The organism is Paracoccus shandongensis (assembly GCF_017315735.1).
Lineage (GTDB): Bacteria > Pseudomonadota > Alphaproteobacteria > Rhodobacterales > Rhodobacteraceae > Paracoccus > Paracoccus shandongensis.
This window is the reverse complement of record NZ_JAFLRK010000004.1, coordinates 1-20,769: the sequence shown is the minus strand read 5'-3', so window position 1 is coordinate 20,769 and position 20,769 is coordinate 1. Positions and strand designations below refer to the sequence as shown.

The following is a 20,769-nucleotide window of genomic DNA, read 5'->3' as shown; positions in this document are numbered from 1 at the left end:
TGGCGCAGACCCCTGCCGGACGCTAGGCTGATCCCGGCTTGGACAGGAGAACGCGATGCCCCATCTGCACCCCCATATCGACCCCGAGGGCCTAGATGAATTCTCGGTCGTCTTCACCGACCGTTCGCTGAACCACATGTCGCAGCGGTTCCAGGGGGTGATGCGCGACCTGTCCGCCACCCTGCGCGAGGTTTACGGCGCGCATCAGGTTGCCATCGTGCCGGGCGGCGGCACCTATGCGATGGAATCGGTCGCCCGCCAGTTCGGCACCGGCCATGCGCTGATCGTGCGCAACGGCTGGTTCAGTTACCGCTGGAGCCAGATCTTCGACATGGGCGGCTTTGCCCGCGAGACGAGCGTGGTGATGGCCCGCCCCGCCGGGAACGAGCCGCAGCCCGCCTATGCGCCCCCGCCGATCGAGGAGGTCGTGGCCAGGATCCACGAGGCCCGGCCCGATGCCGTCTTTGCGCCCCATGTCGAAACCTCGGCCGGGCTGATCCTGCCCGACGATTATATCCGCGCGCTTGCCCAGGCGGCGCATGACGTGGGCGCGCTGATGGTGCTGGACTGCATCGCCTCGGGCGCGGTCTGGGTGGACATGGCGGCCACCGGCGTGGACGTGCTGATCTCGGCCCCGCAGAAGGGCTGGTCGGCGTCCCCCGCCGCCGGCCTGGTGATGTTGTCGGAACGCGGGGCGGAGCGGCTGGCCGCGACCGACAGCAACAGCTTTGCGCTGGATCTGAAGAAATGGCGCGCGATCATGGCGGCCTATGAGGACGGCGGCCACGCCTATCACGCCACCATGCCGACCGACGCCCTGCTGGGCCTGCGCGACGCGATGGAGGAAACGCGCGCGATGGGATTCGACGCCGCGCGCGATGCGCAATGGCGGTTGGGCAATGCGGTGCGCGAGATGCTGGCGCAGCGCGGCGTGCGGTCGGTGGCCGCGCCCGGTTTCGCCGCGCCGGGGGTGATGGTCAGCTATACCGACGATCCTGACATCAAGAATGGCAAAAAGTTTGCCGCCGAAGGGATGCAGATCGCGGCGGGCGTGCCCCTGGCGGTGAACGAGGGCGACGCCTTTTCCACCTTCCGCCTGGGCCTGTTCGGGCTGGACAAGCTGGGTGACGTGGACGGCACCCTGGCCCGGCTTCGGGCGGTCTTAGACAAGGTGATCCCAGCCTGACGCGACCGCCACGCCACTTGTAAGGCCCGCCTGGACGGCGGGCCTTTTTCATGGGGGGAATAATCTTCTCTTGCTACCCGCATTTTCAGCAAATCTCTGCTCTTGCTAAACACGACTTTGTCTGTCGTTATTTGTGGCATACGGATCGGCCCACCGCAGGAGCGACGCAGATGACGAACATCAGCCAGTCCATCGACGCAAAAACGCCCCCGCTCTATTCGGTGCGCCTGTTCGACCGCCGCACGGGCCAGGTCCACCGCGTCAACGGCGCCCCCCTTCTGGCGCTGAGCCGGGAGCCCCAGGCCGCCGCCGCGTCCCTGCTGGAAGGCCGCGACCCCGCCCTGTGGGAGGCGCGGATCGAACCGCTGGCCACCCGCACCCACCCATGACGAATCCCTTCAGGAGACGGTTAAATGTTCCGATCGAATTCCAGCCGCGCCGGTGCCCTGCTGCTGGGGCTGGCACTCGCCGCCCCAGCCAGCGCCGAGACGCTGCTGAACGTCAGCTATGACCCCACGCGGGAACTCTATCGCGACGTGAACGCGGCCTTTGCCCAGAAATGGACTGCCGAGGGTCATGAGGCCCCCACCATCGAGACGAGCCATGGCGGTTCCGGCGCGCAGGCCCGCGCGGTGATGGACGGGCTGAACGCGCAGGTGGTGACGCTTGCCCTGGCCTCCGACATCGACCGCATCGCCGAGGCCGGCAAGCTGCCCGCCGACTGGCAGGGGAAACTGCCGCACAATTCCAGCCCCTATACCTCGACCATCGTGTTCCTGGTGCGAGAGGGCAACCCCAAGGGCATCGCCGACTGGGGCGATCTGGTCAAGGACGGGGTCGAGGTGATCACGCCGAACCCCAAGACCTCGGGCGGGGCGCGGTGGAACTATCTGGCCGCCTGGGCTTGGGCGGAAAAGAACGGCCAGGATCCGCAGGCCTTCGTGGGCCAGCTTTACACCCATGTCCCCGTGCTGGACACCGGCGCGCGCGGTTCCACCACCACCTTTGCGCAGCGCGGCATCGGCGACGTGCTGCTGGCCTGGGAAAACGAGGCCTATCTGGCGCTGAAGGAAATCGGCGAGGATCAGTTCGACATCGTCGTGCCCTCGGTCAGCGTCCTGGCCGAACCGCCGGTCGCGATTGTCGAGGGCAACATCGCCAGCGACGCGCAGCGAGAATTGGCGACGGCTTACCTTGACTTCCTCTATTCCCCCGAAGGACAGGCGCTGGCCTTCAAGCATTACTACCGTGCCTGGGACACCAGCGCCGCCGCCCCCGAGGATGTCGCACGCTTCCCCAAGCTGGATCTGGTCAGCATCGAGGATTTCGGCGGCTGGAAGAAGGTGCAGCCCGAACATTTCGGTGACGGCGGCATCTTCGACCAGATCTATACGGCGAAGTGACCATGACCGCGCGTCCCCTGGTCCACAAGACGGCGATGCCCGGCCTGGGCCTGTCGGCGGGCATAACGATCGCTATGCTGTCCATCGTCGTCCTGCTGCCGATCGGCGCCCTTCTGATGAAGGGCGCCAGTTTCGGCCTGTCCAACGTGCTTGAGGTGGTGGGCCGCGAACGCGTCACGGCCTCGCTGGTCCTGTCCTTCAAGCTGTCGCTGCTGGCGGCCCTGTTCAACCTGGTCTTCGGCGTGCTGCTGGCCTGGGTGCTGGTCCGTTACCGCTTTCCGGGCAAGCGGCTGCTGGACGCCGCCGTGGACCTGCCCTTCGCCCTGCCGACTGCCGTGGCGGGGATCGCGCTGACCGCGCTTTACGCCCCGAACGGCACCTTCGGCAGCCTGGCGCAAAGCATCGGCTGGAAGATCGCCTATACCCAGATGGGCATCTTCATCGCGCTGGTCTTCGTGGGCCTGCCCTTCGTCACCCGCACCGTCCAGCCGGTGATCGAGGAAATCGAGCAGGAGGTCGAGGAGGCGTCGGCCACCCTGGGCGCATCCCGCCTTTACACGCTGCGCCATGTGATCCTGCCGATGCTGATGCCCGCCGCACTGACCGGGTTTGCCTTGTCGCTGGCCCGCGCGGTCGGCGAATACGGATCGGTGATCTTCATCGCGGGCAACATCCCCCTGCGCACGGAAATCGCCCCCCTGCTGATCGTGATCCAGCTTGAGGAATTCAACTATGACGCCGCAGCCGCCATCGGCATCGCCATGCTGGTGATCTCCTTCGCCATGCTGCTGGCGATCAACCTGATCCAGATCATCAGCCGAAGGAAGATGGGCCATGTCTGACGCCACCCTGCCCCGGTTCCGCGCGGCGACCGAGGAAGCGCCGCTGCTGCGCGCAGCCCTGATCGGCATCGCCGTAGCGGGCCTGACCGTGCTGGTCTTCGCCCCCCTGATCGTCGTCTTTGCCGAGGCGCTGAAGGACGGCTGGCTGGTCGCCGTGCAATCGTTGGGCAACCGCGACGCCCGTTCCGCGATCCATCTGACGCTGCTGATCACCGCCATCGCCGTGCCCGCGAACGCCGCCTTCGGCATCGCGGCGGCCTGGTTCATCACCAAGTTCGACTTTCGCGGCAAGGCCTTCCTGATCACCCTGATCGACCTGCCGTTTTCGGTCAGCCCGGTCGTGGCGGGCCTGTGCATCGTGCTGCTGTTCGGCGCCAATTCCGTCCTGGGCGGCTGGCTGGTGGCGCATGGCTGGCCCATCGTCTTCGCCATTCCCGGCATCGTGCTGGCGACGATCTTCGTGACCTTCCCCTTTGTCGCGCGCGAACTGATCCCTGTGATGATCGAACAAGGCCGGGCCGAGGAGGAAGCCGCCCTGACCCTGGGCGCATCCGGCTGGCGGACCTTCCGCACGGTGACGCTGCCCAACATCCGCTGGGCGCTACTCTATGGCACGCTGCTTTGCACCGCGCGGGCCATGGGCGAATTCGGCGCGGTCGCGGTCGTGTCGGGCAAGATCCGCGGCCAGACCGCCACCATGCCGATCACGATCGAGATGCTGTACAACGAATACCTGTCCGTCGCGGCCTTCAGCATGGCCGCCCTGCTGACCGCGCTTGCGCTTGTCACCCTGCTTCTGAAAACCCTGCTGGAGGTCACCCATGCCGACCAGCTTGCCGCCATCCGCCGCCACTGAGGAGGCCGCCTTGCATATCGACATCGACGAAATCGCCAAGAGTTTCGGCGGCACAACGGCCCTGCTGCCGGTGTCGCTGAACATCCCCTCGGGCGCGCTGGTCGCGCTGCTGGGGCCGTCCGGCTCGGGCAAGACCACGCTGCTGCGCATTCTGGGCGGGCTGGAATTCCCGACCTCGGGGCGGGTGCTGTTCAACGGGCAGGACGCGACCGGCATGACGGTCCAGGACCGCCGCGCGGGTTTCGTGTTCCAAAGCTATGCGCTGTTCCGGCACATGACGGTCTTTGACAACATCGCCTATGGCCTGCGCGCCCGCCCCCGCGGCCAGCGTCCGCCCAAGGCCGAAATCGCCCGCCGCGTGACCAGGCTGCTGGACCTGATCCAGCTGCCGGACATCGCGGGGCGTTATCCCACGCAACTGTCCGGCGGCCAGCGGCAGCGCGTGGCCCTGGCCCGCGCGCTTGCCATCGAGCCCCGGATGCTGCTGCTGGACGAACCCTTCGGCGCGCTGGACGCCAAGGTGCGCAAGGAGCTGCGCCAAGGCCTGCGCGACATCCATGACGAAACCGGCCTGACCACGGTCTTCGTGACCCATGACCAGGACGAGGCGATGGAACTGGCCGACCTGGTGGTGGTCATGTCGATGGGCCGGATCGAACAGATCGGCAAGCCGCAGGACATCCGCGCCAAGCCCGCGACCCCCTTCGTGCGCGACTTCATCAGCGCGTGACGGTCAGCCCTGCAACAGCGCCCGTGCCGCGCCCGTCGCGGCATCGGTGATCCGGTCGCCCGACAGCATCCGGGCGATTTCCTCGACCCGTTCGGGCGCGGACAGCGCCGCCACGGTGGATGTCGTCATGTCGTCATGGACCGACTTCGACACCCGGAAATGATTGGCCCCAAGCGCCGCGACCTGCGGGGAATGGGTGACGACCAGCACCTGCGCATCCTCGGACAGCCGCTTCAGCCGCCGCCCCACGGCATCGGCAGTGGCCCCGCCCACGCCCCGGTCGATCTCGTCGAAGATCAGCACAAGCGCGTCGTTGCCGCGCGCCAGGCAGACCTTCAGCGCCAGCAGGAACCGCGACAACTCCCCGCCCGAGGCGATCTTGTCCAACGCCCCCGCAGGCGCGCCGGGGTTGGTGGCGACGGTGAAGGCCACGTCGTCGCGCCCGTCGGGACCGGGTTCCCCCGGTGTCACAAGCGTTCGGAACACCGCGCGTTCCATCTTCAACGGCGCAAGCTCGGCGGTGACGGCGCGGTCCAGGGCGGTGGCGGCTTCCGTCCGTGCGCGCGTCACTTCCTCGGCTTCGGCGTCATAGCGGGCCTCGGCGTCCTCGACCTGCCGCCGCAGGGCGGCGATCTGCGCCTCGCCCGCGTCGATCTGGCCCAGGCGGCCGCGCAACTCGTCCGCCAGGCCCGCCAGATCGTCCGCCAGGACATTGTGCTTGCGGGCAAGCGCGCGCAGGGCGAACAGCCGTTCCTCGGTCGCCTCAAGCGCGGCGGGATCCACGTCCAGCGCGAACAACGCATCCTCGACCCCGCGATGCGCCTCGCCCAGTTCGACCAGGGCGCGGGACAGCGCGGCGATGGGCTCGTCCAGCCGCCCCTCGGCCTTGTCGGCGGCGCCTTCCAGCCAGCGGGCGGCATCGACCATCGCCCCTTCGGCCCCCTCGCCGCCCAGCATCTTCAGCGCGCGCGCCACATCCTCGCGGATGCGGATGGCCCCCTGCATGGCGCGGCGGCGGGTATCCAGCATCGCTTCCTCGCCCGCCTCGGGCATCAGGTCGTCCAGTTCCTTGACGGCGTGGCGCAGGAAATCTTCCTCGGCGCGCGCGGCGGTCAGGCGGGCCTCGGCCCCCTCCAGGTCGCGGCGGGCGGTGCGGCGGGCCGCCCAGGCCGCACGGACGGGGCCAAGGTCGATAGCCCCGAACGCATCCAGCAGGGCGCGGTGGCCGCGCGGGTTCAGCAGGCCACGGTCGTCATGCTGGCCGTGCAGTTCGACCAGCGTGTCCGACAACTGCCGCAAGACCTCGCCCGAGACGCGGCGGTCGTTGACAAAGCCGGTCTTGCGCCCGTCGCCCCCGTTCACGCGCCGCAGGATCAGGTCGTCGTCATCCAGTTCGATCCCGGCATCGGTCAGGATGCCGCGCGCGGGATGGCCGGCGGGCAGGTCGAAGACCGCCGTCACCTCGCCCTGCGCGGCCCCTTGGCGCACCAGATCGGCGCGCCCGCGCCAGCCCAGGACAAAACCCAGGCAATCCAGCAGGATCGACTTGCCCGCCCCCGTCTCTCCGGTCAGCACGTTGAGACCGGGGCCGAAGGACAGATCCAGCCGGTCGATCAGCAGCATGTTCCGAATATCCAGCGATCTCAGCATCGGCAATCCCCGCAGGGTGGGGTTTCACCCCACCGTCACAACCACCGACCCTGGATCATCTGGCGATACACGTTCATCAGCCAGTTGTCGCCGCGCGCGTCGGGCGACAGCCCGCGCCCGCGCAACTGGCGATAGGCGTCCTGATAGAAGGGCGAGGACTGGAAGTTGTGGCCCAGGATCGCGCCCGCCGTCTGCGCCTCGTCCGTCAGGCCAAGCGCCAGATAGGCCTCGACCAGGCGCAGCAGCGCCTCGGGCGTCTGGCCGGTGGTCTGGAACTCCTCGACCACGACGCGGAAACGGTTGATGGCGGCGCTGTAATGCCCCTTTTTCAGGTAATAGCGCCCGATCTCCATTTCCTTGGCGGCCAGGTGGTCGAAGGCCAGGTCGAATTTCAGGATGGCGCTGCGGGCATATTCGCTGTCGGGATATTGCTCGATCACGGTGCGCAGGGATTGCAGCGCCTGGAAGGTCAGGCCCTGGTCGCGGCCCACCTCGTCGATCTGGTCGTAATAGGACAAGGCCAGCAGGTATTGCGCATAGGCCGCGTCCTCATCGCCCGGATAGGTGTCGATGAAGCGTTGCGCGGCCCCGCGCGCTTCCTCGTAATTCTGGGCGCGGTGGTTGGAATAGGCCTGCATGATCAGCGCGCGCTTGGCCCATTCGGAATAGGGATAAAGCCGCTCGACCTCGGAAAAATAGAAGACCGCATCCTCGGGCTTGCGGCTGTTTTCCAGCTCGAACTCGCCGCGCTTGTAGATTTCCTCGGCCGTGAAGCGGTCCAGGTTGCGCTTGTCGGAATCGGTTCCGCCGCGCCCGCAGCCGGTCAGCACCAGACCCGCCAGCACCGCCGCCATCACGGAAGCCGAAATTTTGGAGCGCGCCATCTTCACCCTGCCTAAGACTTCTTCCTTGCAGCCGACACCTTCGGGCCGCGCTGCCCGAACCCACTAGCACAGAACATCAGGGGGCGCAAAATGGCAATCCGTTGAATGTCGCGTGCGTTTCCGGGACCATGCTTGAGGCCGCGAAAGGCCGCCTCAGGCGGCGGCCCAGGCGGTGGCCGCCAGGTCATAGGCCGCGACGCCCGCGCCCGGCAGGCGATCTTCCAGCGCGGGGGAACAGGTTTCCCATTGCCAGGCCGCCGGATCGGCAAACAGCGCGCGCAGCAGCCGGTTGGTCATCGCATGACCCGCGCGATGGCCGGTATAGCGCGCCAGCAGCGGCGCGCCCGCCAGCGCCAGATCGCCCATGGCGTCCAGCATCTTGTGGCGCACGGCCTCGTCCCGGTGGCGCAGGCCGCCGGGCGACAGCACGCGCGCGCCGTCCACGACCACGGCGTTCAGATAGGTGCCGCCCAGGGCCAACCCGTTGCGGCGCATCGCGTCCACGTCCGCCTGGCGGCAGAAGGTGCGGCTGTCGGCCAGTTCGCGCAGGAAGGCGCCGTTGGCCATGTCCAGCCGCTTTTCCTGGTGGCCGATGGCCGCATCCGTGAAGTCGATCTGGAAGTCGATCTCCAGGTGATCGGCGGGGGACAGGCGGGCAAAGGCCTCGCCCTCGCGGACCTCGACCGGGCGCAGCACGCGGATGGCGCGCAGGGGGGCCGTCTGCATCGCGATGCCCGCGCGCAGGATGCCCCGCACGAAGGGCGCGGCCGACCCGTCGAGGATCGGAACCTCGGGGCCATCCACGATCACAAGGGCGTTGTGGATCCCCGTGCCCGCAAGTGCCGCCATGACATGTTCGACCGTGGACAGCGTCGTGCCCTTGCCGTCGTCCAGCAGCGTGCACAGCTTCGAGGGCGTCACATGGTCCCAGCGGGCGGGGATGTCCACCGCGGGCTTCAGGTCGCCGCGGCGGAAGACGATGCCGTGGCCTGCGGGCGCGGGACGGATCTCCAGCCGCGCGGGCGCGCCGGAATGCAGCCCCACGCCCCCAAAGGTCACCATCTTCTTCAACGTCGCCTGCATGGCTTTCCCGCCTTCATCCTGAACCGGAACGACATCGTCCACCGGAGTAACGAGTGACCTAGGCCCAGGGTGCCGATCCTTCAATTAACGTTTTGTGACGGCATGAAACAATCGCGGGGACCGCCCTGCGCCAAGGGGGCCGAAACGGCTACGCACCTTGACAATGCAAAAGAAAAAGGCCGCGCAACGCGGCCTTTTCCCGGATCCGAGTTGTGACCGCCTCAGTTCGCCTGGCGGCGCAGGAAGGCGGGAATTTCGACATTGTCGCCTGCCGCATCAGGGCTGGCCAGGTCGTCGAAATCGGCTTCCTGCTGGCGGGCGCGGACCGCCACGCGGTCGTTCACCCGTTCCGAGATCGAGGACGGGGCAGGCTTGGGCGCCGAGGCGTCGGCATGGCCCGCCATCCGTTCCAGCATCCGGCCAAGACCCGCCATACGGCTGTGGGCGCGAACGGGTTCGGGCTGCGGCGTGGGCTGCTGGTTGCGTTCGCCCTTGTGTTCGACCGCACGGCGCAGACGCTCCAGCGTTTCGGGCGAGGCGTGGCCGCGCGGCGTGGCGCCCTGCGGGGCGCGCGGCGCGATGAAGCCCGCATCCTCGCGGACGTTCAGCATCGCAGGCTGCGCGGGTTCCTTGCGCTGGTAGGCCGGGGCCGGCATGTCATCCTCGGCCCGGGGGGCAGGCGCAGGCGCGGCCGGACGGGTTTCGCCCAGCGGCGGGGCCACGCGGCGCGGCGGCAGGTCGTCGCCCTGGGGCGCGATCTCGACCCGCTGCGAGACGGGCGGGTTCTGGGTCAGGGGTTCGGCCATGCTGCGGCGGGGGGCCGGGACTTCGGCCACGGCGGCGGCGGCGTCGATGCCGGTCGCCACGACCGACACGCGGATGGACCCGTCCATGTCGGGGTCCAGGGTCGAGCCCACGATGATGTTGGCGTCGCTGTCCACCTTGTCGCGGATGACGTTCGCGGCCTCGTCCAGCTCGAACAGGGTCATGTCATAGCCGCCGGTGATGTTGATCAGCACGCCCTTGGCGCCGTTCAGGCTGACCTCGTCCAGAAGCGGGTTGGCGATGGCGCGTTCGGCGGCTTCCTGGGCGCGGTTCTCGCCCGAGGCCTCGCCGGTGCCCATCATGGCCTTGCCCATCTCGTCCATGACCGACCGCACGTCGGCGAAGTCGAGGTTGATCAGGCCCGGCTTGACCATCAGGTCGGTCACGCCCTTGACGCCCTGGTACAGCACGTCGTCGGCCATCGCGAAGGCTTCGGTGAAGGTGGTCTTTTCGTTGGCGATGCGGAACAGGTTCTGGTTGGGAATGATCAGCAGCGTGTCCACGACCTTGTGCAGGGCCTCGATCCCCTCGTCGGCCTGGCGCATCCGCTTGGTGCCCTCGAACTGGAAGGGCTTGGTCACGACGCCAACGGTCAGGATCCCCATCTCGCGCGCGGCCTGGGCGATGATCGGGGCCGCGCCCGTGCCGGTGCCGCCGCCCATGCCGGCGGTGATGAAGCACATATGCGCGCCCATCAGGTGATCGACGATGTCCTCGATCGTTTCCTCGGCGGCCTTGGCGCCGATGACGGGCTTGGCGCCCGCGCCCAAGCCTTCGGTGACCTTCGGACCCATCTGGATGCGGCTGGTCGCGCGCGACCCGGCCAGGGCCTGCGCGTCGGTGTTGGCGACCACGAACTCGACCCCGTCGAGCTTCTTCTCGATCATGTTGTTGACCGCGTTGCCGCCCGCGCCCCCAACCCCGAAGACGGTGATCCGGGGCTTGAGTTCATCCTCGTCGTTCATCATCAGATTGAGGTTCATGAGTCCGCCTGTTTTTGCTATGTCGATCGGGTCATGACCTGCCGCCCGTCGAATCCCTCGTGCCAGTCTCAATCCTAGCGGGCAGCCAGTATTCCGTCACCAAAAAAACTCGCAAAAACCGCAAAATCTGGCCGTATTCGCAGGTGATTTCGGCGGTATCTTGCCAATGCGACAGGATATGGTGGCCCTGGCCGGGCTGCCACATATTTGCCCTCAAGGACTTACCAGTTGTTCCTGAACCAGCGGTAGGCGCGGCGCAGGCTGCGGGTCGGATAGCTGTCGGCGGGCGTCTCGAAATCCCACCATTCGTCCTGGGGATGGGCGGCGAACAAGGCCAGCCCGACCGCGCTGGAAAAGCCGGGATCGGTGAACTGGTGGGCCAGCCCGTCGATGCGCAGCGGACGCCCGCAGCGGATGTTCGGCCCCAGGATGCGCGCGGCCAGCCCGTCCAGGCCGGGGATCTGGCTGCCCCCGCCGGTCAAAACGATCTGCTGGCTGGGCATCGAATCAAATCCTGCCGCATCAAGGACTTCGCGGACGCCTTCCAGAATTTCCTCGACCCGGGGGCGCATGATGCCGATCAGGTCGGCGCGGCTGACCGCGCGGCGCTCGCCGTCCCAGCTTGACGCGTCGGGGCCCAGGTCCAGCATGTCGCGGTCGTCGCGGCCCGTCGCCTCGACCCCGCCGTTCAGGGTCTTGAGGCGTTCCGCCACCGGCAGCGGCACCCGCAACCCTTGCGCGATATCCTGGGTGACAAGCTGACCGCCGATCTTAACATTGTCGGCGAAGATCATGTGTTTCTTGACGAAAATCGACACGCCCGTGCCGCCGCCGCCAAAGTCGATGCAGGCCGAGCCCAGTTCCTGTTCATCCTCGACCAGCGCCGCGCGGGCCGAGGCGTAGGAGGCCGAGGCGATGCCCGCCAGTTCCAGGTCGCAGCGGCGGATGCACTGGACCAGGTTGCCGATCACGTCGCCATCGACCGTCAGCAGGTGCATGTCGCAGGCCAGCCGGTTGCCCACATGGTCGCGCGGATCGCCCAGGCCGCTGCGGTTGTCCACGGCGAAGTTGACCGGCTGGGCGTGCAGCACCTCTCTCCCCCGGCCGAAATCGGGCGCGTCGCAGGCGGCCAGCACGCGGGCCACGTCATGTTCGTGGACGCGGCCCGACTCCAGCGTGATCTCGCCCGCCAATCCGTATGAGGCCGGGCGCCCGCCCGACAGGCAGGCGATGACGTGGTCCACGCGCACGCCCGCGACCTTTTGCGCGGCGGCGACCACCGTGCGGATGGCGCGTTCGGTTTCGGCCATCACGTCGATCTCGCCCCGGCGCATCCCGCGCGACCGGGTCGAGGCGGCGCCGATCACGCGGAAGTTCACCTGCCCCGCCATGGGCCCCACGCCGTCGGTTTCGCGGAAGGTGCCGGTGCCGTCGAAGCGCAGCACCAGGCAGGCGATCTTGGACGTGCCGATGTCCAGGATGCCGATCACGCCACGCTGCAGGGCGGCCCGGCGGATGTTGCGCATCGCGCGTTGCGTTTGATAAAGTTCCGCCATCGTTCAGCCCCCCTTCTTGTCGTCTTCAGGAATGATGACCTTGCCGTCCGGCCCCAGCAGGGCCTGGCCCCGCGCCTCGCGGATGGTGTTGCGCGCGTCCATGCCAAGCCGCAGCACCGGGCGCGACGGGTCGCGCAGATCGACCGTCGTGATGTCGCGGCCCAGCATGTCCTGCGCCTTGTCCAGCGCCATCGCGGCCTGCAACGCGATCACCGCGCCCGTCGCGGGCAGCATGATCTTTTGCCCCTGATCCAGCACCAGATCCCAGCGGCGCTCGCCCTTGCGGACCAGGCCGCGCACGCGGGGCAGGATCGGGCCTGCGGCGTCGATCAGCGACAGCGCCTCGGGGACCGCCAGATCCGCGCCCTCGCCCGCGATCAACGGCAGGTCGGCGCGCACGTCGCGCGACGTGACCGAGGCGACGCGGTGGCCGGTCCGGTCCAGGATCTCGATCCCCCGGGCATGGCGCCACAAGATGGCGGGCTCGCGTTCCTTCACCACGGCGGACAGGATGCCGCCCGGCTTGATGCGCAGGTCCACCGATTCGATCACGTCCAGCTGCATCACCTGCAGCCGCAGCGCCGCCAGGTCGATGTCGAAAGATGAGGCCGGCAGATCGACCGGCAGCATCTGGCGCAGCGCCGCGTCCACCACGGGCGAGGCCCCCTCGACCACCATGGTCGTGACCTGGAATTCCTTGCGGTTCTGGATCTTGTCCATGACCTGCTGCACGCCGTCGGACAGCAGCGCGCGGCGGTCCGGGTCCGCCAGCCAGAGGCCCCCGATCAGGATGGCCAGGGCGGCCGGGACGCCGATCCGCACCGCGCGCCGCCAGATCGGGCGCAGCCACATGCGTTCCAGCCGGTATTGCAGGCGCGACGGCGCGGGGTCGCGCCTGATGCGGTCAGCGGGCAGCAGGGCCCGGTTCGGGCGGTGATCGATCACCTCGGGCACAGCGCATCCTCCACCATCCAGCGCATCAGGGCGGGAAAGTCGATGCCCGCATGGGCGGCCTGTTCGGGGGCCAGCGAGGTGGGCGTCATGCCGGGCTGCGTGTTCACTTCCAGGATGATCAGCCCGTCAAGGCCCCGCGATTCGTCCCAGCGGAAATCGGTGCGCGACAGGCCCCGGCAGCCAAGCGCCCGGTGGGCGCGCACCGCGTAATCCAGGCAGGCCTGCGCGATGTCCGCCGGGATCCCGGCGGGGATCACATGGCGCGAGCCGCCCACGGAATACTTGGCGGCATAGTCGTACCAGCCCTCGGTCACGATCTCGGTCACGCCCAGGGCGCGGTCGCCCATCACGGCGGTCGTCAGCTCGCGGCCCGGCGCATAGGTTTCCACCATCACATGCGCGGGCATGGTGGGGGCCAGCTGCGGCGGCTGGTTGGCGCCGTCATGGACGATATAGACCCCGACCGAGGAACCCTCGTCGTTCGGCTTGACCACATAGGGCGGCGGCAGGACATGGCGAGCGCGCACCTCGTCCGCGCAGGCGATGACGCTGTCCACCACCGGCAGACCGGCCACCCGCAGCGCGTTCTTGGCGCGTGTCTTGTCCATCGCCAGGGCCGAGGCCAGCACCCCCGAATGGGTATAAGGCAGGTCCAGCCATTCCAGGATGCCCTGGACGCAGCCATCCTCTCCGAACCGGCCATGCAGGGCATTGAAGACGACATCGCAGCGCAGGCCCGCCAGGCGCGCGACCAGGTCGCCGCCGCGATCGGCCCCAAGCTCGACCTCGATCACCTCATAGCCCGCCACCCGCAGCGCATTCGCGCATTCGCGCCCCGATGACAGCGAGACCTCTCGTTCAGCCGAGGGTCCGCCCATCAGAACGGCTACGGTATGGGCTGTCCTGCTCGACCTGCCCGCCACGTTTTTCGCCTTTCGTCCCGGTTGACCCGGGATTTTCTGTCCCCGCGCAGCCGGGTTTGCCCCGGTCCTGCCCTTGGACGAAAGGATAGCTGATGCAGGAAAATCACAAAAGGGTAATTTTCGCTATCTGCCAAAGATTGTTGGGTAATTCGTTAATCAGCTTGTGGTTGTGCCAAGGGTTCGCCGACGCGGATCACTTCCCATTGCAGGTCGTGGCCGCTGTCCTCACGCACGCGGCGGCGGACCAGTTCGCCCAGGGCTTCCAGTTCGGCAGCCGTCGCGCCGCCGGTGTTCAGCAGGAAGTTCGGATGCTTTTCCGACATCTGCGCGCCACCCCAGCTGTGCCCTCGCAAGCCCGCCCGGTCGATCAGCGACCAGGCCTTGAGGTCGTGGACATCATCCGCCCGCCCGGTGGAGCTGAACCCCGCAGGGTTGCGGAAGGTGGATCCGGCGCTGCGTTCCCGGGTGGGCTGCGTCTCGTCGCGCCGGGCAAGCTGGTCGGTCATCTTCGCGTGCAGGGAATCAGGGTCTCCGGCGGCTGCGCGGAATGTCGCCTCGGTCAGCACGCAGCCCGGGGGCAAGTCGGCATGGCGATAGGCGAAGCGCAGGTCGGCGGGGGTCAGGACGATTCGCTCGCCCGCGCGCGTGACGGCGCGCGCCTCGGCCAGTTGGTCGGCGACATAGCTGCCATAGCAGCCCGCGTTCATGCGCACCGCCCCGCCGATGCTGCCGGGAATGGTGCGCAGGAAGGTCAGATCCAGCCCCCCGTCCGCCGCCCGCCGGGCGACATGCGCATCCAGCGCGGCGGCGCCTGCAGTCACGCGGTCCCCGTCCACCGTGATGGCGTTGAAGCCCCGGCCCAGGCGGATCACCACGCCCCGGATGCCGCCGTCGCGCACGATCAGGTTGCTGCCGACGCCCAGGGGAAAGACCGGCACCGAAGGGTCCAGGTCGCGCAGGAAACCCGCCAGGTCGTCCTCGTCGGCGGGCTGGAACAGCCAGTCGGCGGGGCCGCCCACGCGCAGCCAGGTCAGGCTGTCCAGGGGGCGGTCGGGGGTCAGGGTACCGCGAACGGGGGGAAGATCGGTCATCATGGCGGATGTGGTAGCCAGAGGGCGGCCTTGGGTCAACCGGCGGGTCAGACCAGAAGGGCGGCGATCACCGAAAGGGCGGACAGCGCGCAAAGGCCCCATACGTCCCAGGGACGCGCCGGGGGCCAGTCGGGATCAGAGGCGATGCGGCGGCGGGTCACGTCATGCACCCATCGCAGCGCCGCGCCAAAGGCGACGGACCCGGCGGCCAGCAGCGGCAGCAAGGCAATCATTGTGGCGAAGAGGGCGGAATAGTCGGACTTTTGCGCCCCGATCAGCCAGCAGGCCCCTGCCCCCGCCAGCAGCACGGCAAGCGCGGCCAGCAGGGGGCGAAAGGATCGCGCGGCCATGCGCGTGGCCCCGGTCCAGACGGACCACAGCACCACAAGGGCGATGGCCAGATAGAAGGGGATCACGGGGCGGCCCGGGTCCGGCTCCGCAGCGGCAGGCGGACCAGCACAAGCACGCCCACCGACAAGAAGGCGATGCCCGCCCAGGGACCGCAGGTATAGGTCAGCCAGCCCAGGATCGGGACGCCCGTGGCGACCAGGGCCCACAGGGCGCGCTGCCTTTGGCGCCTGCGCAGGCTGCGGGCAAGGCGGGCCAGGATCAGCCAGCCCGCCACCACCGCCAGCGCAAGAACCGCCGAATGGATCATGCGGCGCGCCCCTGCAGGCGTTCCGGCAAGCCGTTCGCCCAGGTGGAAATTGTGCCCGCCCCAAGGCAGACCACCATGTCGCCGGGCCGGGCCTGTTCGCGGACCAGCCGCTCCAGGTCGTTTTCATCCAGGATCGCGCGGGCATGGCGATGGCCGTGGGCGATCAGCCCCGCCACCAGGTCGTCGCGGGTCGCGCCGGGGATCGGATCCTCGCCCGCCGCATAAACCTCGGCAATGGCGACCACATCGGCCTCGTTGAAGCAGGTGCAGAAGTCGTCGAACAGGTTGGACAGGCGGGAAAAGCGGTGCGGCTGGTGGACGGCGATCACGCGGCCCTTGGTGGCCTGGCGCGCGGCCTTCAGCACGGCGGCGATTTCCACCGGGTGATGGCCGTAATCGTCGATGATGGTGACGCCGTTGATTTCACCCACGCGGGTAAAGCGCCGTCCGACGCCGCCGAACTTGGCAAGCGCCTCGCGGATCTCGGCCTTCTTGATGCCCAGGTGCCGCGCCACCGCCACGGCGGCCAGACAGTTCGAGACGTTGTGATCGCCCGGCATGGGCAGGCTGCAGCCCTCGATCATCTCGACATCGCCGGTTTCCGTGGGGCCTTCGCCCTGCAGCGCGATGTCGAAATGCGCGATGCCGTTGTCGTAGCGCAGGTTCATCGCGCGCACATCGGCCTGGGCGTTGAAGCCGAAGGTCACGACGCGCCGGTCGGTCAGCTTGCCGACCAGCGCCTGCACCTCGGGGTGGTCGGTGCAGCAGACGGCGAGGCCATAGAACGGGATGCCGGACGCAAAGTTGTAGAACCCCTGGCGCAGCGCGTCGAAGCTGCCCCAATGCTCCATATGTTCCGGGTCGATGTTCGTCACGATGGCGATGTCGGCGGGCAGGCGGTTGAAGCTGCCGTCGGATTCGTCGGCCTCGACCACCATCCATTCACCCGCGCCCGCCCGGGCGTTGGACCCATAGGCATGGATCACGCCCCCGTTGATCACGGTCGGATCCAGCCCGCCCGCGTCCAGCAGCGTCGCCACCATGGTGGTGGTCGTGGTCTTGCCATGCGTCCCGGCAATGGCGATGTTGGACTTCATCCGCATCAGTTCGGCCAGCATCTCGGCCCGGCGGACCACGGGCAGGCCGCGGCGGCGCGCTTCCTCAAGCTCGGGGTTGCCCTTCTTGATGGCGGTGGAAATCACCACCACGCCCGCTGCCCCGATATTCTCGGCCCGCTGGCCCTCGAAGACGCGGGCGCCCAGGGTTTCCAGCCGGTCGGTGATCTTGGATTTCTTCGCGTCGCTGCCCTGCACGTCATAGCCCAGGGTCAACAGCACCTCGGCGATGCCCGACATGCCGATGCCGCCGATGCCGATGAAGTGGATCGGCCCCAGCTCGTGCGGCAGTTTGGTGGCGGCGTTCATCGGGCAATCTCCGTGACAAGGTCGTACAGGCGCCGCGCCGCATCGGGCCGGGCCAGGAACAGGGCGGCGGCGGCCATCTGGGCGGCGCGCGCGGGGTCGTTCAGGATCGCGCGGATGTCGCGCGTCAGGCCCGGGGCGTCAAGCACCGATTCGGGATGGATCAGCGCGGCCCCGGTTTCGGCCAGGGCCTGCGCATTGGCGGTCTGGTGATCGCCGGTGGCGGCGGCATAGGGGATCAGGATCGCGGGCCGCCCGATCACGGTGATGTCGGCCAGGGATGATGCACCCGAGCGGCTGATCACCAGTTGCGCGCGGGCCAGCCGTTCGGGAACGTCGGTGAAGAAGGGCTGCACATCAGCCGCGATCCCCGCATCTGCATAGGCCTGCGTCACGCGCGCCCCGTCCTCGGCCCGGGCCTGGTGGCTGACATGCAGGCGGGCGCGCATGTCGTCGGGCAGGGCCGCGATGGCTTCGGGCACCACGTCCGACAGCACGCGCGCGCCCTGGCTGCCGCCGATCACCAGCAGGTGCAGCGGACCGTCACCCGGCGGGGCATAGGGGGTGGCGGCGTGGTCCAGCACCGCCTGGCGGACCGGGTTGCCGGTATGGATGCCGGTGACGCCCGCAGGCAGGGCCGTGGGCCAGGTGCCGCAGGCCACGCGATGGACGCGGCGGGCAAAGAGGCCGTTGACCCGCCCCATCACGCCGTTCTGTTCGTGGATCATGCGCGGCACGCCCAGCGACAGCGCCGCCGACATGGCCGGGATCGTCGGATAGCCGCCAAAGCCGATCACGACCGAGGGCCGGTCCCCGCGAAAGGCGCCTCGGGTCGCCAGCACGCCCGCCGCGATCTTCAAGGGCGCGGTCAGCTTGCCCGCCAGCCCGCCGCGCGCCGTGGTGGCGGACCGCACGATGCTGCGTTCCACCGCATCCGGAAAGCCGTTCGCATAGCGCGCGCCCCGGTCGTCGGTGGAAAGCCTCACCCGCCAGCCCTCGGCCAGCAGCAGTTCGGCCAGGGCCTGCGCGGGGAACATGTGGCCGCCGGTGCCTCCGGCGGCGATCAGGGCCAGGGGGGCCGTGTTCAGGTCGCGGGCCATCAGCGTCCCCGCCGCAGGATCTCGGCCAGCTCGCCCTGGGGGCGGGTCCGGGTCAGCGCGAGCAGCATCCCGGCGGCGATGCCGGACGCGATCACGGACGATCCGCCATAGCTGACGAAGGGCAGCGTCATGCCCTTGGCGGGCAGCAGGCGCACGGCCACGCCCATGTTGATCAGCGCCTGCACGCCGAAGGCGCAGGCCAGCCCCGCCCCCGCGATGCGGGCAAAGGGATCGCGTTCCCGCAGCAGCCGCAGCAGGGACCGCACCACGATGGTGCAGTAAAGCGCGATCACCAGCAGCACCATGACGGTGCCGTATTCCTCGGCCGCGACCGCGATGATGAAGTCGGTATGCGCGTCGGGCAGCGACCATTTCACGCTGCCCTCGCCCACGCCGACGCCGAAGAAGCCGCCGTCCTGGATGGCCTTGGTGGCATAGCCGATCTGCGTGCGCGGGTCGATTTCCGGGTTCAGGAAGCCGTTGATGCGGCGGGCGAAGTGTTCGGAGGCGCCATAGGCGAAGACGCCGCCCACCAGGGCCAACCCCGCCACCGATATCAGGAACAGCATCGGCGCCCCGGCGATGAAGAACATCACCAGCCAGGAAAACAGCACCAGCGACGCCTGTCCGAAATCGGGCTGCAGGGCCAGCAGGATCACCACCACCATGGCGGTGATGAAGGAATAAAGCTTGCCCGGCGGGCCGCCGACCATCTGGGCCGCGGCCATGAACCAGGCGCAGATGGCGACAAAGCCGGGCTTGAGGAACTCGGACGGCTGCATGGAAATCCCAGCGACGGACAGCCAGCGGGTCGCGCCCTTGCCGTGATCCTCGCCGATGAAGGGCAAGAGCAGGATCAGGACGAAGGCCGCGGCAAAGCCCATCACGCCGATGCGCCGGATCTGGCGCGGCGACATCATCGAGATCACCAGCATGATGACCAGCGCCATCGCCCCAAAGACCCCCTGCCGCTGGACATAATAGAAGCGCGGCAGGTCGTTCTTTTCCGCCAGGGGAACGGATGCCGCCAGCCCCAGCAGGATGCCGATGGCGAACAGCCCCAGCACGCAGGCCAGCGACCACTTGTCCAGGGTGCGCCACCAGCGTGGAAGAATCGGGTCGCCCGCCCGCACGGGCGTCGTGCCAAAGACCATCTCGGTCATGGGGATACCGCCGTCACTGCCTCTGATCCTGCCCGGTTTTTCCGGGTCTGCCGGTCAGCATAGCGGGAAAATCGGGTGGGCGCTACTGGGGATTGCGCGGGCGGTTCAGCCCAGGCTGGCCAGTCCCGGGAAGGTTTCCAGAAGCCAGTAGGAAAAGGCCGAGAAGGCCCCGGTCAGCAGCATCGTGCCCACGACCAGCAGCAGGGCACCCATCACGCGCTCGATCACGTGCAGCCAGGGCTTGATGCGGTTCATCAACCCGATGGCGCGGTTGATGAAAATGGCGGCCAGCAGGAACGGGATCCCCAGGCCAAGCGCATAAACGGCCAGCAGCGCCGTGCCCCGCGACATCTCGCCCCCGGTGGCGGCCAGCGACAGGATCATGCCCAGCTGCGGGCCGATGCAGGGGGTCCAGCCAAAGGCGAAGGCCAGGCCCAGCACATAGGCCCCCACCGCGCCGCCGCCCTGCTGGCCGGCGTCGATCCGCGCCTCGTGATCCAGGAAGGGGATGCGGATCACGTGCAGGAAATGCAGCCCCATCACGATCACCACGCCGCCCGCGATCTTGGCCAGCATGTCCTGGTATTGCAGGAAGGCCCGGCCGAATGCCGATGCCGCAAAGCCCATGATCAGGAACACCGTGGACAGGCCCAGCACGAAGAACAGCGCGGGCAGCACGGCGCTGCGTTCCTGCGCGCGCAGCCCGTTCACCCCCACCCCGGTCATGTAGGCCAGATAGGGCGGCACGATGGGCAGCACGCAGGGCGACAGAAAGGACAGGACGCCCGCCAGCAGCGCCACAAGGGCGGCGGGCAGGAAGGCGGCGGTGGCGAGTTCGATTCCCAACATGGCGCGCAGCTTACCTTTTGCGGGGCGGCAGGCCATGGGTCATTGCGTCACGTTCCTGCGAAAAGGGCGCGGGTTGCCCCGCGCCCTTCCTGTCATCAGCGGTTGCCCGACCACCAGCCGCGGCGCTTGGGCCGCTCGGCCTCGGCCTCGGCCATCTCGGGCTCGCGCTCGGCGGGGGCTTCCACCGCCGGTTCGGCCTCGGGTTCGGGCGCGGTGGCATGCTGTTCCTGGGGCGCGTCGGTCCGGGCGCTCTCCGGCTCGGCGCCTTCGGGCCGGTCCGTTTCGACCACCAGGGCTTCGATCACCGTTTCCTCGACATGCACCGCGACCACCTCGGCGGGCACGAAAGCCTCGGCCTGCGGCTCGGCCTCGGCGGCCTGGGGTTCGGACGCGATCTCGGACAGGGGGACGATCTCGCCTTCCTCCTCGGCGGGCAGGGCCGGCTCGGGCCGGGCGTTCAGGCCGGGCAGCGATTCGGCCTGGTCGCCGGGCGCATCCTGCAGATCGACGACCTCGGGCAGCCCCTCGGCCTGCGGCAGGTCGCCGCCCCGGCGGCGGTTGCGCGACCGCGAGCGGCGGCGGCGGCCGTTGCCCTCGCCCTCGGGGGCCGCG

At 68.6% G+C, this 20,769-nt stretch carries 20 protein-coding genes and 1 pseudogene; 6 read left to right on the top strand and 15 right to left on the bottom strand.

Features of this window, described 5'->3' with window-relative positions; genetic code table 11:
• Positions 1–55 precede the first annotated feature (55 nt).
• The 6 genes from JX613_RS04775 (at position 56) to JX613_RS04750 (ending at position 5,017) form a co-directional block, all read left to right on the top strand.
• Entirely contained in the window at positions 56–1,186 is a 1,131-nt protein-coding gene (locus tag JX613_RS04775; RefSeq protein ID WP_207100325.1) for an aminotransferase class V-fold PLP-dependent enzyme, read from the top strand.
• 170 nt (positions 1,187–1,356) lie between these two features.
• The gene (locus JX613_RS04770; RefSeq protein WP_207100324.1) at positions 1,357–1,575 is read left to right on the top strand and encodes a hypothetical protein; all 219 of its coding nucleotides are present in this window, start codon (positions 1,357–1,359) and stop codon (positions 1,573–1,575) included.
• Between the two features lie 24 nt (positions 1,576–1,599).
• Positions 1,600–2,589 carry a sulfate ABC transporter substrate-binding protein gene (locus tag JX613_RS04765; protein ID WP_207100323.1) on the top strand — a complete coding sequence of 330 codons (990 nt, stop codon included), beginning with the start codon at positions 1,600–1,602 and terminating at the stop codon, positions 2,587–2,589.
• A gap of 2 nt (positions 2,590–2,591) precedes the next feature.
• Positions 2,592–3,431 carry a sulfate ABC transporter permease subunit CysT gene (gene cysT / locus JX613_RS04760; RefSeq protein ID WP_207100322.1) on the top strand — a complete coding sequence of 280 codons (840 nt, stop codon included), beginning with the start codon at positions 2,592–2,594 and terminating at the stop codon, positions 3,429–3,431.
• Positions 3,424–4,287, top strand: coding sequence for a sulfate ABC transporter permease subunit CysW (cysW, locus tag JX613_RS04755; RefSeq protein WP_207100321.1), 864 nt, complete (start codon positions 3,424–3,426; stop codon positions 4,285–4,287). Before cysT ends, cysW begins: the two co-directional genes overlap by 8 nt.
• Positions 4,288–4,297: 10 nt before the next feature.
• A complete protein-coding gene (locus tag JX613_RS04750) occupies positions 4,298–5,017 on the top strand; it encodes a sulfate/molybdate ABC transporter ATP-binding protein (RefSeq protein WP_207100437.1) in 720 nt (239 codons plus the stop codon).
• 3 nt (positions 5,018–5,020) lie between these two features.
• Here JX613_RS04750 and recN read toward each other — a convergent pair whose 3' ends face one another.
• The 15 genes and pseudogenes from recN to JX613_RS04675 all read right to left on the bottom strand — a co-directional run.
• On the bottom strand, positions 5,021–6,667 hold the full coding sequence (gene recN, locus JX613_RS04745; protein ID WP_207100320.1) for a DNA repair protein RecN: 1,647 nt from the start codon (positions 6,665–6,667) through the stop codon (positions 5,021–5,023).
• Positions 6,668–6,702: 35 nt separating this feature from the next.
• Entirely contained in the window at positions 6,703–7,551 is an 849-nt protein-coding gene (locus JX613_RS04740) for an outer membrane protein assembly factor BamD (protein WP_207100319.1), read from the bottom strand.
• Between the two features lie 153 nt (positions 7,552–7,704).
• Positions 7,705–8,634: a UDP-3-O-acyl-N-acetylglucosamine deacetylase gene (gene lpxC / locus JX613_RS04735; protein ID WP_207100318.1), complete on the bottom strand. Its 930-nt coding sequence runs from the start codon at positions 8,632–8,634 to the stop codon at positions 7,705–7,707.
• 221 nt (positions 8,635–8,855) lie between these two features.
• Positions 8,856–10,442, bottom strand: coding sequence for a cell division protein FtsZ (gene ftsZ / locus JX613_RS04730; protein WP_207100317.1), 1,587 nt, complete (start codon positions 10,440–10,442; stop codon positions 8,856–8,858).
• A 221-nt stretch (positions 10,443–10,663) separates the two neighbouring features.
• Positions 10,664–11,998 carry a cell division protein FtsA gene (ftsA, locus tag JX613_RS04725; RefSeq protein WP_207100316.1) on the bottom strand — a complete coding sequence of 445 codons (1,335 nt, stop codon included), beginning with the start codon at positions 11,996–11,998 and terminating at the stop codon, positions 10,664–10,666.
• 3 nt (positions 11,999–12,001) lie between these two features.
• The gene (locus tag JX613_RS04720) at positions 12,002–12,952 is read right to left on the bottom strand and encodes a cell division protein FtsQ/DivIB (protein WP_336512269.1); all 951 of its coding nucleotides are present in this window, start codon (positions 12,950–12,952) and stop codon (positions 12,002–12,004) included.
• Entirely contained in the window at positions 12,940–13,830 is an 891-nt protein-coding gene (locus JX613_RS04715) for a D-alanine--D-alanine ligase (RefSeq protein WP_237168370.1), read from the bottom strand. The genes JX613_RS04720 and JX613_RS04715 overlap by 13 nt, the downstream gene beginning before the upstream one ends.
• 197 nt (positions 13,831–14,027) lie before the next feature.
• Positions 14,028–14,969, bottom strand: a complete 942-nt coding sequence (gene murB / locus JX613_RS04710) for a UDP-N-acetylmuramate dehydrogenase (protein ID WP_207100314.1) — start codon at positions 14,967–14,969, stop codon at positions 14,028–14,030.
• Between the two features lie 44 nt (positions 14,970–15,013).
• Entirely contained in the window at positions 15,014–15,382 is a 369-nt protein-coding gene (locus JX613_RS04705) for a hypothetical protein (RefSeq protein WP_207100313.1), read from the bottom strand.
• Positions 15,379–15,624 (bottom strand): DUF2484 family protein, encoded by a 246-nt coding sequence (locus tag JX613_RS04700; RefSeq protein ID WP_207100312.1) that lies wholly within the window; start codon positions 15,622–15,624, stop codon positions 15,379–15,381. Before JX613_RS04700 ends, JX613_RS04705 begins: the two co-directional genes overlap by 4 nt.
• Positions 15,621–17,048 (bottom strand): UDP-N-acetylmuramate--L-alanine ligase, encoded by a 1,428-nt coding sequence (gene murC / locus JX613_RS04695; RefSeq protein ID WP_207100311.1) that lies wholly within the window; start codon positions 17,046–17,048, stop codon positions 15,621–15,623. Before murC ends, JX613_RS04700 begins: the two co-directional genes overlap by 4 nt.
• A complete protein-coding gene (locus tag JX613_RS04690) occupies positions 17,045–18,145 on the bottom strand; it encodes a UDP-N-acetylglucosamine--N-acetylmuramyl-(pentapeptide) pyrophosphoryl-undecaprenol N-acetylglucosamine transferase (RefSeq protein WP_207100310.1) in 1,101 nt (366 codons plus the stop codon). The genes murC and JX613_RS04690 overlap by 4 nt, the downstream gene beginning before the upstream one ends.
• Entirely contained in the window at positions 18,145–19,308 is a 1,164-nt protein-coding gene (ftsW, locus tag JX613_RS04685) for a putative lipid II flippase FtsW (RefSeq protein WP_207100309.1), read from the bottom strand. Before ftsW ends, JX613_RS04690 begins: the two co-directional genes overlap by 1 nt.
• Before the next feature lie 105 nt (positions 19,309–19,413).
• A complete protein-coding gene (locus tag JX613_RS04680; protein ID WP_207100308.1) occupies positions 19,414–20,157 on the bottom strand; it encodes a cytochrome c biogenesis CcdA family protein in 744 nt (247 codons plus the stop codon).
• Positions 20,158–20,252: 95 nt separating this feature from the next.
• Positions 20,253–20,769, bottom strand: a pseudogene (locus JX613_RS04675) (hypothetical protein); the annotation flags it as partial.